Genomic DNA, 14,611 nt, shown 5'->3' on the forward strand with positions numbered 1-14,611 from the left:
AGCACATCGAAAGAGTCTCAAAACTATCTGTTCAGGGAATAGAGAATATATACTGAATATCTCAGTTTCAAAATAGCTAAATTAAAGGGGAAAAAGAAGTGAAAAGCGAACGAATGGGTTTAATGGTATTGTTTACGGTCTTAACTTATGTGCTAGCGATAATTGTGTTAGTCATGCATAAATTTTTTGGGTTTTTACAGGGGTATAGTACGTTTCAAGGAATAAGTTCCTTATCCGATACGAACTTTCTGTTATTTGTCATTTTAGGAAGCCTCACGACATTATTAGTTCTTGGAAGTGTGATTATGTATTGGTGTAAACCATTACATTCCTCCTTACCTTTAGTCATCACCGCATCGTTAACATTCTCTTCGATGTTTATCATTGCTAGTGGAAATGGTTTAGTGGAGTATCACTTCTCTATTTTTATGGTGTTGGCTTTACTGGCGAATTTCAATTCCATACGCATGATTGTTGTGAGTACAGCAATCTTCGCTGTACATTACTTCGTTGGCTATTTTGCCTATCCACAATTACTGTGTGGAACGGATGATTACCATTTTTCTTTACTCATGATCCATGCTGTTTTTCTTGTTCTGACAAGTGCTGCGACCATCGTGCTCATCGCGAGTAAACAAAAATCAGAAGCAGCCATGGAAATAGAACGAACAGAGACACGTACACAATTCACCGATATTGTGAAAAGTTTAACGGCCACCGTCGAACAATTAACTGTATCTTCGAAGGAAATGTATAGCGGTTCAAAAGAATTTCATGCTGCAAGTGCTCAAGTTGTAGCGAGTGTGGAAGAATTAACGGCAGATGCTGAACGCCAAACAACGTTTGCAAAGGACAACACGAACCAAGTGGATCATATGAATGCAAGCTTTTCTAAAGTACAGGAAAGTGTGCGTCGCATGACGGAAGAAATGGAAATTGCTTCAACAGAAGCCGCGCGAGGAAAGATTTTATTAACAAAAACAGCAAAACAATTTGATCAAGTACATGCACAGGTAGAAGAAGTAAATGCGCGCGTGACAGGACTTGTTGAACATTTGTCTGGTATTTCAGGATTTGCTGAAACGATTCGCACGATCGCCGATCAAACCAATTTGCTTGCATTGAATGCTTCCATTGAAGCTGCGCGTGCTGGTGAAGCTGGAAAAGGCTTCGCTATTGTAGCAGAAGAAGTCCGCAAGCTTGCAAAAGAATCAGATGATGCGTCGTTACGCATTAAAGACCGAATCGTATCGATCGAAACAGAAACAGAGCAAATGCGAGTGTCGATTGAACAAAGCGCGAAGGAGACAACCGAAAGTAAAAAATTGATGCATGAAAGCGAACAAGCATTTACGCACATTCAGACATCTTCTGAAAAAGTAGAAAAAGCGACAAACGTTGTGTTAATCGAAATGGCCGATGTGAAAAAAAGTGCAGAAGAATTAACAGATTCGCTTTCGATGATGGTGGAAATTTCTACACAAGGATTAGCGAGTACAGAGGAGATTGCCGCAAGCACGGAACAACAAGCAAGTGGCATTTCTCAGATGACCGAAATTGCAGAACAGCTGCAACAACTATCGAGCGATTTGCAGAGCCTAAGTACGAAAATCGAAACGACCATAGAAGAATAGAAGGTATGCGTACCCTTATCGTCGAAACAAACGGTAAGGGTATTTCTATGGGAAGGTGGGAGATCATGGCGTATGAATTGAAAACAACCGAAACGGATGCTGATGTTGTGGAATTTATCGAGTCAGTGGAAAGTGGGAAAAAACGAGAAGATGCTTATCGCTTGCTGGATATTTTTACAGAAACGACAGGCTTCGAGGCGAAAATGTGGGGACCTAGTATTATTGGCTTTGGAAAGTATCATTATACATATGAAACAGGGCATGAAGGGGATGCGCCTCTTGTTGGATTTTCACCTAGAAAAGCAAAAATTAGTCTGTATTTCGCGACAGGTGATGAATCGAGAGTTCCTTTGTTAGAAAGACTGGGAAAACATACGACTGGGAAAGCATGTGTCTATGTGAATAACCTGGCAGATATTGACGAAGAAGTGTTGCGCCAACTGATTGACCATTCTGTCCGCTATTTACAAAGTCGATATTCTTGAAAAACACATTCCTTGGAGCTGTAAAGTTTACTTGTCACCTCTTCACGGGTAAAGTAGTTAAGTGATACTAATTTACTACATAGGGGGATTCCAATGGTCATGCAAACCATGATGGAACAAGTAACAAACGAACATCTATTACGCTCGATTCAAGAGCATGTTGCAATTATTCGCTTTAATGAAAAACGAGAGGTTGCCTACGTAAATCCTTTATTCGCCGAGACAATGGGATATTCCACAGAGGAAATGATGGGGATGAAGCATGCCACTTTCTGCTTTGATGAATTTTCTCGATCAAGAGACTATCAAACATTTTGGAATGAATTATATAGCGGTAAAAGCTTTCAAGATAAAATTGAACGAAAAACAAAATCGAATGAACGCATTTGGCTAGAGGCTACGTATATGCCTATTTTTTCAGAGGACCATTCTGAAGTGTTGGGTGTGGCAAAAATCGCAACCAATATTACCGATCGACACAATTACACAGTTGAAATGGCAGATGAGTTAAAGCAAATGTCTGAAACGCTATCGAAAAAATCGAATGAAGGAAAAGAAGATAGTGAGCACCTACTTCAAACGATTCACCAGATTCAAAAAGAATCGGTGATGAATCAAGAGAATCTTGTCCAGCTGCAAGAACAGGCAAAAGATATTACGGCAGTTGTGAAAACGATTCGTGAGATTGCAGCACAAACAAATTTACTTGCACTGAATGCAGCGATTGAAGCCGCACGAGCAGGAGAACATGGTCGGGGATTTGACGTTGTGGCAAAAGAAGTACGAAATCTTTCGAACAAAGTCGCACAATCCATTGGAGAAGTAAAAGAAAATATTGATACAATCATTCATAAGATTGATCATGTCAGTGAAAGTGTGACGTCCATTTCTTCGAAAGTAGATGTCGGGACGACACAACTTCAAAAAACAGTGTCGAATTTTGATGATATTGCGTCTGCTTCTAATTCGTTAGACGAACAAGCACACGTATTTTTAGAAACGATGTAAAAAGCAAAAAGTTATTTAGTGCAAAAGAGAGGGGATAATCAATTGAATTGGTCGAAAACCCGAACGATTGCAGTACCAATTGAGATTGTATGGTCACTTTTTGACGAATCGCAAGCGGCACGAATCATGCCAAAGGTATTAAAAAACGAGTGGATTAGTAAGACAGATGAGATGGTTGGGTCTACATACGAACAAACATATCAAGAAGGTAAACTAACAGAATCGTATGTCGTCGTAATTACGGAGTATGAAAACACGCCGGATCGAAAGATTAAAAAACTATTTTTTCAGTTAGCCAATACATTTGATATGGAACTTTCATTTAATCTTGAGAAAGCTAGTGAAACGGAAACAAAGTTTACTTATAGTGGCTCAAACAAAGGGACTAATTTTCTCGGTCGTGCTATGCTATTGCTAGGAAGTTCGAAAAAAGCAGATATCGTCTTCACAGATTTCTTAAATCGAGTAGAAGCCGAAGCATTGAAAGACTACAAGGAAGTGAAAACTCATGAAGTTCATCCCAGCTCAAATGAATCAGCTCATCAAGAACAATAAAGACTTAGAAACTCGCCTGAAGTCGTTAATGAAAGAAATGGAAATGGAGCGCTCATATGCTTTAAAAGCACTTTACCATTCTGAAGTAGCAGACGGCGGAAGATATCAACAGGATTATCAAGCATTAGATCCAAAATAATAATAAGTAAAAACACACCGCTGTTTGGACGAAACGTCTTAACATAGTAGGTGTGTTTTTTTAGAGTATGAAAATATACATATTTAGCTACAGTCGAACTCTTCAATCCGCGTTTTTCGGAAAAGGAGCACTCGTATAATCCGTTTCATTCCTAGTCAATCTTCCCAAGAGAAGCCTGTCTCCACCATTTTTTAAAACGTATGCTCGTGAAGATATAGGAAATAGCACATATTACAAGTCCTGTTGGACCAATAATCGACACGATGTTTTCATCTAACACTTCCCCGACTACCCAGACACCAGTGAATAGGAGAACACCGTACATCGCAAATTTTTTATGAGATTCAAACACGGTAAATCGCATTGTTTGAAAATGATGAACGTCTTTTTGTTCAATTGCTTTTACAGGTGCTTCAATATACTCGACGATTTTTTGGATACTACGATAAACGGGCTGCGCTTGGAACCATTTCACGAGGAGTTCCCATTTGTTCATATCGCTCGTTTTTAACCAGTCAAAGAAGGCTGGCTTTAGGATATCGATCGTTTCTTTCGTTGGATTTAGCGACAGTAATAATCCTTCCACCGTTGCGAAGGATCGACCAAGGAAGACAAACCTAGTGGGTACTTGAACCGGTAATGATCGCACCATATCTTGAATCATTTTTTGTGCATCGAGCATGTCCATTTGCTTTAATCGTTCCCAGTCCATCGTCGCGAATTCACGCAATGTCGGTTCCATTTGTTTCGGATTTGTTCCAGGCAATAAAAACCCTAAATATTGAAACGCTTCGGCAGCTTTAGCATAATTTTTCAGTAAGATGCCTTCTAATAGTTGGCGGAACAATGTTGCATCACTTTCCGATATTTCCCCAATCATGCCAAAGTCGAGCATCACGATTGTTCCGTCTTGTTGGATTAAAATGTTTCCAGCATGCGGATCTGCGTGAAAGATTCCGGCTTCTAACCACTGAGAAAAGAAAGACCGTAGGAGACGGTCAGAAATTTCTTCTCCTGATAATCCGTGTTGATGGATAAATTCCAAATCATTTACCCTGTGAGCATCAATCCATTCTAGTACAAGCACACGCTCCGTCGACAATTCACGATAAATGCGGGGAACTTTAACTCGGTCTTCGTGCTCGAACCGTCGTTGAAAGATTTCAGCGGATCGTCTTTCTTGCTCGAAATCCAGCTCTGCCTCAATGACTTGCCTTACTTCCGTGTATAATTTGTTGAAGTCGATAAAACCTTTTGGAATAGGAGCGACATATTTGGCAAATTTCATCAGAACGCCTAACGACCAAAAGTCGATTCGAACCAATTCTTGAATGTCTGGTCGTTGTACTTTAATTGCCACAATCGATCCATCTTCTAACGTTGCTTTGTACACTTCCCCTATTGAAGCGGAGGCAACAGCAACTGGTTCAATTGATTGAACGAGCGATTTCTTCTCTGGACCCCATTCTTCCCTCAACACTTGCTCAATTTTTTCCCAAGGAGATGGTGGAACGGAGTCGACAAGTCCTTTTATTTCCGCGATAAATGTTTTTGGCAATAAATCCTCGCGTATGCTCATCAATTGGCCAACTTTAATCAGAATACCGTTTAGTTCAAAAAGGACTGTTCGAAATTCTTTTCCAATTCTTCCCCATAATTTTGCGTTTTCCGCTGGGGATTTTCGACGAAATCGGTACCAGTACATTCGAATAACAATCGAAATACCAAGCGATAGTACTTTCCATGCCCGCCAAACCTTCTGATTTTGTTTCATGAAAATCCCTCTTTTCTACCTTTCAGTTTACTCATTCTTTTGTATTTTGTCTTCCATAACAAAAAAGCTGGAAGGCTTTGTGCCCACCAGCTTTCAATCGTTTAGTTCTAACTTATTTTTCTAATACGTTGATAAATGCTTCTGCAACTGCTTCGGTAGACTGTGGATTTTGACCAGTAACTAAATATCCATCCGTCACAACGTGGCTTGACCAATTCGATGCAGGATCATGTTGTGCACCTTGTTCTTTTAGTTTTGATTCTAATAAGAACGGCATGTCATCTTGAAGACCCGTGTCTTGCTCTTCTTTATTCGTAAAGGCACTAACTTTCTTGCCATCTACTAAATACTTTCCGTTTGAAAGCTTTACATCAACTAGTCCTGCTGGACCATGACAGACAGCTGCCACCGGTTTATCTGCTTCGTATGTGGAGCGAATGATATCTTGTAACGTCGTATTCCCTGGTAAGTCGAACATTGTTCCATGTCCACCTGGTAAGAAAACACCATCGAATGTAGAAGAGGCCACTTCTTCTACAGGTTTTGTATCGGATAGGTATTTTTCTGTTGCTAACATTTCATCTGAAACTTCGCCTTCTAAGCTAGCTGGATCGACCGGAATTTTTCCGCCATTTGGACTTGCGATAGTGACATCGTATCCTTTTTTCTGAAATGCTAAATATGCTTCTCCAAACTCTGACAACCAAACACCGGTTGTTTTTCCATTTGGTAATTCTTTATGATTTGTTAATACCATTAATACTTTCTTTGACATAAAAACGCTCCTTTCGGTTCTCTTCTTTTATTACCCGAATGAGCAAAAACTATGCATGCAAGAACACATTGATGGTGAAAGAGATCTTTTTAATTCGTTAAAGCATCTTCTTTTAGTTGGTTTTTAAAATACCGTAACGTTTCGATCGACTCTTCTTCAGACATTACATTTAATTGCTTCGCAATCTCCACTGCAAATTCTACGTAGGCACTTCCTGGTGCAGTTACAATGCGATTGTCTACAGTGATATCGTCTTTTGACTGTAGCGACCAGTCATGAACGTGTGCATATTCCTCGTCTTCTGGACTAAGTTGGGTAGAGAACGTTTTTCCTTCTAAAAGACCAGCCGTACTTGGAACAGAAGTACCTGCACAGATACCAGCGATTAAACCGCCTGAAGCATGCACGTCACGAACAAGTTGTAACATACGATCATCACTTAGAAGAGACAATGGATGGCCACCTGGTGCAATAAAGACTCCATATTCTCTTGCATCTTCTAATTCGTTAAACGTGTGTGTAGGGTACGTAAGGAGACTAGATGTACCGATGATTGGACGTTTTTCATCCTCCATTGTAAAGGAATGGATGGTATAGCCCTTACTTTTTAGAACCATCGATGCAATAATCACTTCAAATTCAGCATATTGATCACTTAATAGTAGCAATGCTTTTTTCATATGTATTCTCCTCTTTCTATAGCCATTCTAAAATTTCAAGCCGATTACCAAATGGGTCATTTACATAAATCCGATTTGCACCGGGCAGTGCATCATCAATGACATATGCGATCGAATGCATGGATAAATGTTCTTTCCATTCATCAAGCGCATCTACTTCAAACGCAGGGTGTGCTTTTTTTGCAGCAACAAAAGATTGTTCTACCCCAATGTGTACATGGACTGAACCGTTGGAACACCAACAGCCACCTCGCTTTTTTAGTTCTTCTGGCTTTTCTACTTCGGGTAAACCAAGAATCTTGTTGTAAAATTCTCTGGCTTTCATTTCAGAACCAATAGGTGCAGATAGTTGAATATGATCCAATCTTTTTAAAAATACGGACATGGTAAAGCTCCTTTCAAGTGGGGGTCATTCATGGAATATTCAGATACTCATATGATATAAATAGTAAGAAAATGACTTAAATCCTCGATATTTTCTTCAAACATGTTATACTAGGAGAATACCTTCGTGACAAATCCATTGAAGGTTCTTGCATATGCAAGTTTTAGAGGTGAAGAGTATGTTACAACTTCAACTACTACAATTAGAAGATGCGGATAAACTATTAGAATTCGAACGAGTAAACCGCTGCTATTTTGAACAATCTGTTCCTACTAGAGGAGACAGTTATTATATCCCAACTAATTTTCTTTCCACTTTAGGGGGATTATTAGATGAACAAGTACAAGAAAAGTCCTTATTCTATCTTATTTGGGAAAAGGACGAACTGATTGGCCGAATGAATTTAGTCGATATTAATGAAGAAAATTCGACTGGAACGGTTGAGTATCGAATAGGTGAAGCACATTCTGGTAAAGGGTACGCGAAAGCTGCACTTCTTATGCTGGTAGAACAAGTGTTAATTCCACGTGGCATTAGAGGATTAGCGAAAACAACGATCGACAATGTGGCTTCACAAAAAGTTCTGGAATCTGTCGGGTTCGTTCCTGACTCAAGTCTATCAGATGAAGAATTTGTCCACTATATTTGGACATATGCTGAAGTATCTAAAACGAATTAATCGAACCAAGGAGTGAATAGACTCTTTGGTTTTTCTTATGCAATAATTAGAGTACCATTGTTCGTTAGCGCACCGTTTTGGCATAGACACATGTATCGGTAAGCGTTTTTCCATCAACAGATAGATCATCATTGACGAGAATCCCTTCCAGTACGTATCCTAATTTCTCCGGAATCGCTCGGCTTTTTATATTAGAAGATTCGATTCGAATTTCAACTCGCTTCATTCCTAAATCGTCTAGAGCAAAACGTGTTAACCGGTCGATTGCCTCTACCATATAGCCTTTTCCAGATTGCCTAGAGTCAATCCAATAGCCAATTTCAAGTTTTTTTACTTTCCAATCAATATTGTGAAATCCAGTTGTTCCGATAAAATCGTGCGTATCTTTTTCGAATATTAAGTACCGGAGAGCGGAACGTTTCAAGAAGTTTGCCATCGCTTGACGCATATTTTGCTCTGTATCTTCTACACTTGGGGTCTCCTGTACGAAAGGCAGCCAGGGCTTTAACTCTTGTAATGAATGGAGAATCGCTTCATTCGCTTTTGTGCCGTCTCCTTGTTTAGGCTTTCGTAAATACAATCTTTCCGTATGTAATTCTTCTTGTATGTCTCGTATCATTTCGTGCATCTAAATCCCCCTTATTCATTTTCATTATAGCGATACAGGAAGATTTTGCCTATCTCCTCTTGACGGGAAGTTGGATGAGGGAGACTTTAATTGTTGTTTTACATTGCATTGTCACTGGAAAATTTTCACGAAAAAAACCAACTTCATCAAGAAGTTGGCTCTGCAGTCGCTTGCATTGATTTGTGATGGAATGGACATTTGCCTTCGATCGGTTCACTGTCATCTCCAATGAAAAATTGTTTCCACTCGTTATGAGTAGGATCCCCAAAATGACTGATGTCCGGATGCTTCGGTAAGTTATCCCATTTTTCTACTCGTTCTCGTACTTTCTCACGAGACATGACGCCACCTTTTTCCGTTCCTTCTAGACCTTGGAAAATTTTTCGTGGTTGGAAGCCTATGACCATGGAGTTTCCTAAAGCACGTGTTTTCCGCTGTTTATACGCAGGAGTGTTCCCGAAAGCGAAAATCGGCTCCCCATGAAAACGGAAATCCCATAAGTAATGGTCAGGATCTTTCGGAGCATCTTCTGGCCATTCTAATTCATCCTCTGTATGTAGGTATTGAAGAATATCCCAAAACTGTTGTCGATAGTCTTCTAATGATCCTTCTACTTCCATCGGTTCAACAAAAACGAATAAGCCGTGACGTTTATGTTTTGGTTGTTCGAATAAAGCTAAAAATTCTTTTAACGTTTGTGGTAAGTTGGACCAATCCTCTCGGTTGATATAGCCGTATCGAAGTTCCCCATTTAACAGACCACTTCGTCCAAAGTAACATGGAAAGGTTTTGTCCGTGACGGTTGCTTTAAATGTTTGGAATTCCTCTTTTAACCATGAGGGAAGGTCATCACGTGTTTCGATGTCTTCCAATGTTAATAAAGCATGTTTCGTTGAAATCATGTGTTCCGCCTCCACGCGTTTAGTCGTACACCTTTTATTCCCCGAAAATGGAAATTGAAACTCGGGATTGCTTTCTCACGTTTAAGGAATGCACAAAGGGGAATGGTACATGAAAGACTGGATTAGGTGGAGGCTGCAACATGAACGTAAAATTACAACCGCATCAGTGGACAGGTTGCCATAGCGAATATGGAAATTTACAACAAGTAATTGTGTGTGAGCCGAAATATATGGCGATAAAAGAAGTGATTAATGATGTGCAAAAACAATATGCAAGTGAAAATATTAATCAATTTCGAGCGATGAAACAACATCAGGACTTCGTGCGTACGCTTCAAGTAGAAGGCGTACAAGTTATAAAGGTCCCTGCCAAACAAGATTTCCCAGAACAAGTATTCACGCGAGATATCGGATTTACAGTTGGGAATAATGTATTTATTTCTAATATGGCGAGTGACGTTCGTGACGGAGAAGAAGAGATGTTGCGCAAGTGGTTGGGAATGAATGGATACGCCTATAAACGGATGGAAAGTGGTCACGTTGAAGGCGGTGACGTCATCGTAGATGGAAAACGAGTATTTGTTGGTGTTAGTAACAGAACAAGTCGGGATGCGATAACAAATCTTCAGAACGAGCTTCCAACCCATGACGTGATTGCCATTCCTTTTAATCCTAAATACTTACATTTGGATTGTGTTTTCAATATTCTTTCTCCAACGGATGCGCTTATTTTTCGAGATGCAATGGACGAAAAAACAATCGAACTGTTAAGTAAGTATTACCGCTTAATCGATGTAGAAGCGGACGAACAATTTTCAATGGGAACGAACGTATTATCCATTGGAGGTAATAGAGTCATTAGTTTACCAGTAAACCCGAAGGTAAATGCTTCGATGAGCGAAGCGGGATACCGAGTTATAGAAGTAGATTTAAGTGAAATTATAAAGTCAGGTGGCTCGTTCCGTTGTTGTACGATGCCTTTAACCCGAAAATAGCGACTTGCCTCTCCGGAATAATGGAGAGGTTTTTTTGCGTACAAAAGTGCTTCCTTCATAAGCGGTTGATATGCAATTAGTGAAAAACAACCGTACTATATAGCTAGGAAAGTAAAAGGAGCTATATATGAAAAAATTAGGGATACAAGAAAATCACACACAATTTATGCTACTTGTCATCATCAACTTATTTGTTGGTTCCATGGTTGGTTTGGAACGGACGATCATGCCACTTTTAGGAGAAGAAACGTTTGGTGTGAAAAGTAGTGCTGCGGCATTATCGTTCATCGTTAGTTTTGGTTTTTCGAAAGCAATCGTGAACTACTTTGCCGGGTACATTTCTGATCGTTTTGGTCGTAAACGAGTCTTACAAGTAGGCTGGTTTGTTGGGTTATTAGTACCGTTATTCATCATTTTTGCTCCAAATTGGGAGACAATTATCGTAGCCAATATTCTTTTGGGAATCAATCAAGGTCTTGCGTGGTCTATGACCGTAAATATGAAAATAGATTTAGCGAAAGGCTCTGAAAGAGGTACTGCTGTAGGTTTGAATGAATTTGCAGGCTATTCGGGGGTTGCTATTTTTGCGCTTCTATCAGGTTATGTTGCATCTCATTATGCCGTAACTCCTCAACCCTTTTATCTTGGGTTAGGCATTGCAGTCATTGGTGTTGGATTATCATTTGTGGTGAAGGATACGAAAGAGCACGTAACGCTTCATTTAACCGCTGCGAATGTTACGACTCAAAGAGCGAAGTCGGCTAAGGAAGTCTTTTCTTTAACGACTTGGCGAAATAAGGAGTTGTCTGCCTTTACGTTTGCAGGACTCGCAACAAATTTCAAAGATGGAATGGTGTGGGGGTTATTGCCCGTTTTCTTGTTTGCAAAAGGTCTTTCACTTGGCGAAATTGGCGTGATTGTCGCGGTGTATCCTGCTGCGTGGGGGATTGTGCAATTAGCGACCGGCACTTGGAGTGATCGAGTGGGACGAAAAGGATTATTAGTCGGAGGTATGATAACGCAAGCGGTGGCAATAGGTCTACTACTCGTAGTAAATACCTTTGTGCTTTGGCTATTAGCTGCAGGAATCCTTGGAGTAGGAACGGCAATGGTGTATCCAGTCCTACAAGCAGCAATAGGAGATGTAGCTTCTCCAGATTGGCGAGCATCCGCAATGGGAGTGTACCGTTTTTGGAGGGATAGTGGATATGCATTTGGTGCTCTGTTAGCAGGAGTACTTGCTGATTTACTGAATGTTACGTGGGCAATCGGCCTTGTCGCTTTATTGCCAGCGGTAGCAGCGATCAACTTAGCATTTCGTTCAAACGAAACACGAGCAAACACCAATAGTTGAAAAAATCCGAATGATTCGCGAGCATTCTTTTATGAATGTCGTGATCATTCGGATTTTTTGTAGAAGAAATGGAGAAGAGTAGTTCTCTGTTCACTATAGTTTCACTCAACGCAAGTGAATCTCGCGCTTTGCGCCGAGAGAATTAGCGTATGCGCTGATAGAAGATGACGATCCGCTTATAGGAGGTTCTTCTTCCTCTTATTTTGATATTCTAGACACTTTCTTGATGAATCATTTCACCAAGGTAGTTCTTTAAAAATCACTCACTATGGAAAAGTAATTAAAATTGTATAATTTCATCTATTTTTCCAATCAACTTCTTGTAAATCATTATTCCGCCGTTTTTTATTCAGCAGGATATACATGATTAAACTTGCCACGACTAAGAAGAATCCAGTTACATATACATTCCGATAGCCCCATTCACTTGCTAAAATACCAAGTGCAAATGCTCCGATTGCCATCCCCATATCCATCGAGTTAAAAAATAGTGAATTTGCCATTCCTGATTTTTCCCGTTCGACTGAGTCGATTAGCTGTGCTTGGAAAATAGGTGTAATCGAACCGAATCCAAGTCCAATTATCGCTCCAGACAAGATTAATGACCAAGACGCGTGCGCGGAAAATAGAACGACGAGCCCAATTGCAAAAAGAACCATGGAAGGAACAATTATTACTTTGGCACCGTATAAATCACTCCATTTTCCTGTGAATGGACGGAATAGGAGCATCGCACTCGCGTAAACTAGGAAGAAGTAACTTGCTGCTGTCACTAGTTTCATTTCCGCAGCGAAAAGCGGCAAATACGTCGTGATCCCGGAATAAGCTAGCGCTAACAAGAAAATTGGTATGACTAACTTCACTGTGCGAGGATCAATAATTTCTTTCCAATTAAATTTTGTGCTCATTTTTGGAACGAGATTACGCTCAATAATAGGGATACGAATCATAAAGGCGATAGGTAACAAAATAACGGAGAGACCAATAGAGAGTAAAAATGTTTCCATATAAGCACTATGATTAGCTAATGTTAGTGCTAAATATGGTCCAAATACCATCCCAATTCCCATCGCGAGCGAAAAATAACTGAAACCCTCGCCGCGACGATTCACGGGTAAAATTTCTGCTGCAACAGTTCCCATCACGGTGGTTAAGACACCAAATGATACACCGTGTACAACTCGTAGAATTAGCAGGGCCGTAATGTGTGTCGCAACAGGATACATGAGTGCTGCTAGCAAATAAACAAAGCTAGAAAGAAGTAGCAATGTCTTTTGGGAATAACGGGTTACCCATTTACCCGCAAATGGACGAACCGCAATTGCACCGACAAAGAAAAGTGTTAAGACAAGTCCAATCTGTGGGGCGCTAGCATGTAACGCGTGATCTGCATATAAAGGAAGCATGGTTAGTAGTAAATAAAAAATAAAGAACACGAAAAAGTTGATGACTGTAATCAGGATAAAATCTCGTGTCCAAAGTGGCTGTTTCATCGAATCCTCCTAAAAAACATCAATGATTTAATTGTATCAATAGATAAAGAGGAACGGGTTGAAAATGCTTAGAAAGTCGAAATTTTTTCTGAAATACAGAAAAAAGCTTTTTTTTTGATGTTAATTTCTAACTAATTCACGATCCGATAAATGAATTGCAAGCTATCAGTAGATGGTTTCACAAATCGGTTGAATCTTTTTTGGAATAGAATCGTAGAATAAAGAGGGGCGATAGTTCGACATTATTTTACAAAAATGTATGTCCAAGAAAAACGTTCTACGATACACTTAAGAGAAAAGGGGGCAACAATCATGCAAGAAATTAGAGAGACAGAAACAGAGCAGCTTAATCCATTTATCTCGATTTGGACAAAAACGAGGGAGACTGTTCGATATGCGTTAGAGTACAAAAGAGAAAAGTATTTTTACTTCATTATTCTTATTGCGGGAATTTTAGCACTTTTACCATCTGTTTTTGACACGACGCTAGGCTTTGAAATACCTATTATAGTGGCGATACTATTAGCACTTATACTTGGTCCGATTCTTGGATTTATCTCTACCATGATTGGTGCGGGTATTTATTTATTAGTAGGGAAACTATTTAAAGGGAAAGCAACATTTAATGAAATGTGGAAAACAATCGCTCTAACACAACTTGTTAGTATTTGGATGGCACCACTGTTATTAATCGGAGCTTTCTTTACAAAAGGATCTTATTTCTCGGATCCGTTTGCTACGACTGTATCACCTACGGCAACCGCAGTAGATGCGATCATTGGAATTTTCCTACTTGTACTCGGAATTTGGAGCATTATCATTTCGAGTAAAGCAATTGGTGAAGCGCACCAATTCTCTAGTTGGAAAGGCTTCTTTACAATGCTAATCCCAGGTGTAATTGTATTTATTATTGCAGTTGTGATTATCGTTACGTTGTCTTTTGCAATGTTCGGCACATTTTAAGTAGTCATCCTCTTACCTTCATTGGTAAGGGGATTTTTTTGTGGGAAGATCAAAAAGTTGAGTGCGACCAGTTCGCATTGACAGGAACGCGAACAATTCCATTTGAAAATAATAATCCTTCTTTTTGTAAAGCTACTTTCAAGGCGAATCAAACGACGGAAG

Annotated in this window: 16 protein-coding genes; 9 read left to right on the top strand and 7 right to left on the bottom strand. The window is 39.8% G+C overall.

Annotated features, from left to right (window positions below; genetic code table 11):
* Nucleotides 1-98: 98 nt before the first annotated feature.
* The 5 genes from D3873_RS13615 (at nucleotide 99) to D3873_RS01040 (ending at nucleotide 3,821) form a co-directional block, all read left to right on the top strand.
* Nucleotides 99-1,634: a methyl-accepting chemotaxis protein gene (locus D3873_RS13615; protein ID WP_119882262.1), complete on the top strand. Its 1,536-nt coding sequence runs from the start codon at nucleotides 99-101 to the stop codon at nucleotides 1,632-1,634.
* Between the two features lie 65 nt (nucleotides 1,635-1,699).
* On the top strand, nucleotides 1,700-2,119 hold the full coding sequence (locus D3873_RS01025; protein WP_119882263.1) for a DUF1801 domain-containing protein: 420 nt from the start codon (nucleotides 1,700-1,702) through the stop codon (nucleotides 2,117-2,119).
* 93 nt (nucleotides 2,120-2,212) lie between these two features.
* On the top strand, nucleotides 2,213-3,127 hold the full coding sequence (locus D3873_RS01030; RefSeq protein WP_238473802.1) for a methyl-accepting chemotaxis protein: 915 nt from the start codon (nucleotides 2,213-2,215) through the stop codon (nucleotides 3,125-3,127).
* Between the two features lie 42 nt (nucleotides 3,128-3,169).
* Complete coding sequence (locus D3873_RS01035; protein WP_119882264.1) at nucleotides 3,170-3,682, top strand: SRPBCC family protein; 513 nt, start codon at nucleotides 3,170-3,172, stop codon at nucleotides 3,680-3,682.
* The gene (locus D3873_RS01040) at nucleotides 3,636-3,821 is read left to right on the top strand and encodes a hypothetical protein (protein WP_119882265.1); all 186 of its coding nucleotides are present in this window, start codon (nucleotides 3,636-3,638) and stop codon (nucleotides 3,819-3,821) included. The genes D3873_RS01035 and D3873_RS01040 overlap by 47 nt, the downstream gene beginning before the upstream one ends.
* 151 nt (nucleotides 3,822-3,972) lie before the next feature.
* Here D3873_RS01040 and D3873_RS01045 read toward each other — a convergent pair whose 3' ends face one another.
* The 4 genes from D3873_RS01045 to D3873_RS01060 form a co-directional block, all read right to left on the bottom strand.
* The gene (locus D3873_RS01045; RefSeq protein WP_119882266.1) at nucleotides 3,973-5,595 is read right to left on the bottom strand and encodes an ABC1 kinase family protein; all 1,623 of its coding nucleotides are present in this window, start codon (nucleotides 5,593-5,595) and stop codon (nucleotides 3,973-3,975) included.
* Nucleotides 5,596-5,707: 112 nt separating this feature from the next.
* Nucleotides 5,708-6,370: a type 1 glutamine amidotransferase domain-containing protein gene (locus tag D3873_RS01050; RefSeq protein WP_119882267.1), complete on the bottom strand. Its 663-nt coding sequence runs from the start codon at nucleotides 6,368-6,370 to the stop codon at nucleotides 5,708-5,710.
* 89 nt (nucleotides 6,371-6,459) lie between these two features.
* A complete protein-coding gene (locus D3873_RS01055) occupies nucleotides 6,460-7,050 on the bottom strand; it encodes a DJ-1/PfpI family protein (RefSeq protein ID WP_119882268.1) in 591 nt (196 codons plus the stop codon).
* A 16-nt stretch (nucleotides 7,051-7,066) separates the two neighbouring features.
* The gene (locus D3873_RS01060; protein ID WP_119882269.1) at nucleotides 7,067-7,435 is read right to left on the bottom strand and encodes a VOC family protein; all 369 of its coding nucleotides are present in this window, start codon (nucleotides 7,433-7,435) and stop codon (nucleotides 7,067-7,069) included.
* A 178-nt stretch (nucleotides 7,436-7,613) separates the two neighbouring features.
* On the opposite strand from D3873_RS01060, the gene D3873_RS01065 reads away from it, so the two are divergent.
* Nucleotides 7,614-8,114, top strand: a complete 501-nt coding sequence (locus tag D3873_RS01065) for a GNAT family N-acetyltransferase (protein ID WP_119882270.1) — start codon at nucleotides 7,614-7,616, stop codon at nucleotides 8,112-8,114.
* Between the two features lie 64 nt (nucleotides 8,115-8,178).
* Here the strand turns inward: D3873_RS01065 and D3873_RS01070 are convergent, their stop codons facing one another.
* Entirely contained in the window at nucleotides 8,179-8,742 is a 564-nt protein-coding gene (locus D3873_RS01070) for a GNAT family N-acetyltransferase (protein ID WP_119882271.1), read from the bottom strand.
* A gap of 146 nt (nucleotides 8,743-8,888) precedes the next feature.
* Nucleotides 8,889-9,644 carry a YqcI/YcgG family protein gene (locus tag D3873_RS01075; RefSeq protein ID WP_119882272.1) on the bottom strand — a complete coding sequence of 252 codons (756 nt, stop codon included), beginning with the start codon at nucleotides 9,642-9,644 and terminating at the stop codon, nucleotides 8,889-8,891.
* 140 nt (nucleotides 9,645-9,784) lie between these two features.
* Here D3873_RS01075 and D3873_RS01080 point away from each other — a divergent pair, with 140 nt between their 5' ends.
* Both D3873_RS01080 and D3873_RS01085 read left to right on the top strand, forming a co-directional pair.
* On the top strand, nucleotides 9,785-10,639 hold the full coding sequence (locus D3873_RS01080) for a dimethylarginine dimethylaminohydrolase family protein (protein WP_119882273.1): 855 nt from the start codon (nucleotides 9,785-9,787) through the stop codon (nucleotides 10,637-10,639).
* Between the two features lie 127 nt (nucleotides 10,640-10,766).
* Nucleotides 10,767-11,993: an MFS transporter gene (locus D3873_RS01085; RefSeq protein ID WP_119882274.1), complete on the top strand. Its 1,227-nt coding sequence runs from the start codon at nucleotides 10,767-10,769 to the stop codon at nucleotides 11,991-11,993.
* A gap of 296 nt (nucleotides 11,994-12,289) precedes the next feature.
* On the opposite strand, the gene D3873_RS01090 is transcribed toward D3873_RS01085, so the two are convergent.
* Nucleotides 12,290-13,486, bottom strand: coding sequence for an MFS transporter (locus D3873_RS01090; RefSeq protein ID WP_119882275.1), 1,197 nt, complete (start codon nucleotides 13,484-13,486; stop codon nucleotides 12,290-12,292).
* 312 nt (nucleotides 13,487-13,798) lie between these two features.
* On the opposite strand from D3873_RS01090, the gene D3873_RS01095 reads away from it, so the two are divergent.
* Nucleotides 13,799-14,449: a YIP1 family protein gene (locus D3873_RS01095; protein ID WP_162920096.1), complete on the top strand. Its 651-nt coding sequence runs from the start codon at nucleotides 13,799-13,801 to the stop codon at nucleotides 14,447-14,449.
* The last annotated feature ends 162 nt before the right edge of the window (nucleotides 14,450-14,611 follow it).

Origin of the sequence: Paenisporosarcina cavernae, from assembly GCF_003595195.1 — a bacterium.
Classification (GTDB): domain Bacteria; phylum Bacillota; class Bacilli; order Bacillales_A; family Planococcaceae; genus Paenisporosarcina; species Paenisporosarcina cavernae.

Bases quoted from the DNA above. Each gene is read 5' to 3' on its own strand.
- D3873_RS01025 (WP_119882263.1), top strand. From the start codon at position 1,700: ATGGCGTATGAATTGAAAACAACCGAAACGGATGCTGATGTTGTGGAA.
- D3873_RS01030 (WP_238473802.1), top strand. From the start codon at position 2,213: ATGGTCATGCAAACCATGATGGAACAAGTAACAAACGAACATCTATTA.
- D3873_RS01040 (WP_119882265.1), top strand. From the start codon at position 3,636: ATGAAGTTCATCCCAGCTCAAATGAATCAGCTCATCAAGAACAATAAA.
- D3873_RS01045 (WP_119882266.1), bottom strand. From the start codon at position 5,595: ATGAAACAAAATCAGAAGGTTTGGCGGGCATGGAAAGTACTATCGCTT.
- D3873_RS01050 (WP_119882267.1), bottom strand. From the start codon at position 6,370: ATGTCAAAGAAAGTATTAATGGTATTAACAAATCATAAAGAATTACCA.
- D3873_RS01055 (WP_119882268.1), bottom strand. From the start codon at position 7,050: ATGAAAAAAGCATTGCTACTATTAAGTGATCAATATGCTGAATTTGAA.
- D3873_RS01060 (WP_119882269.1), bottom strand. From the start codon at position 7,435: ATGTCCGTATTTTTAAAAAGATTGGATCATATTCAACTATCTGCACCT.
- D3873_RS01065 (WP_119882270.1), top strand. From the start codon at position 7,614: ATGTTACAACTTCAACTACTACAATTAGAAGATGCGGATAAACTATTA.
- D3873_RS01070 (WP_119882271.1), bottom strand. From the start codon at position 8,742: ATGCACGAAATGATACGAGACATACAAGAAGAATTACATACGGAAAGA.
- D3873_RS01075 (WP_119882272.1), bottom strand. From the start codon at position 9,644: ATGATTTCAACGAAACATGCTTTATTAACATTGGAAGACATCGAAACA.
- D3873_RS01080 (WP_119882273.1), top strand. From the start codon at position 9,785: ATGAACGTAAAATTACAACCGCATCAGTGGACAGGTTGCCATAGCGAA.
- D3873_RS01085 (WP_119882274.1), top strand. From the start codon at position 10,767: ATGAAAAAATTAGGGATACAAGAAAATCACACACAATTTATGCTACTT.
- D3873_RS01090 (WP_119882275.1), bottom strand. From the start codon at position 13,486: ATGAAACAGCCACTTTGGACACGAGATTTTATCCTGATTACAGTCATC.
- D3873_RS01095 (WP_162920096.1), top strand. From the start codon at position 13,799: ATGCAAGAAATTAGAGAGACAGAAACAGAGCAGCTTAATCCATTTATC.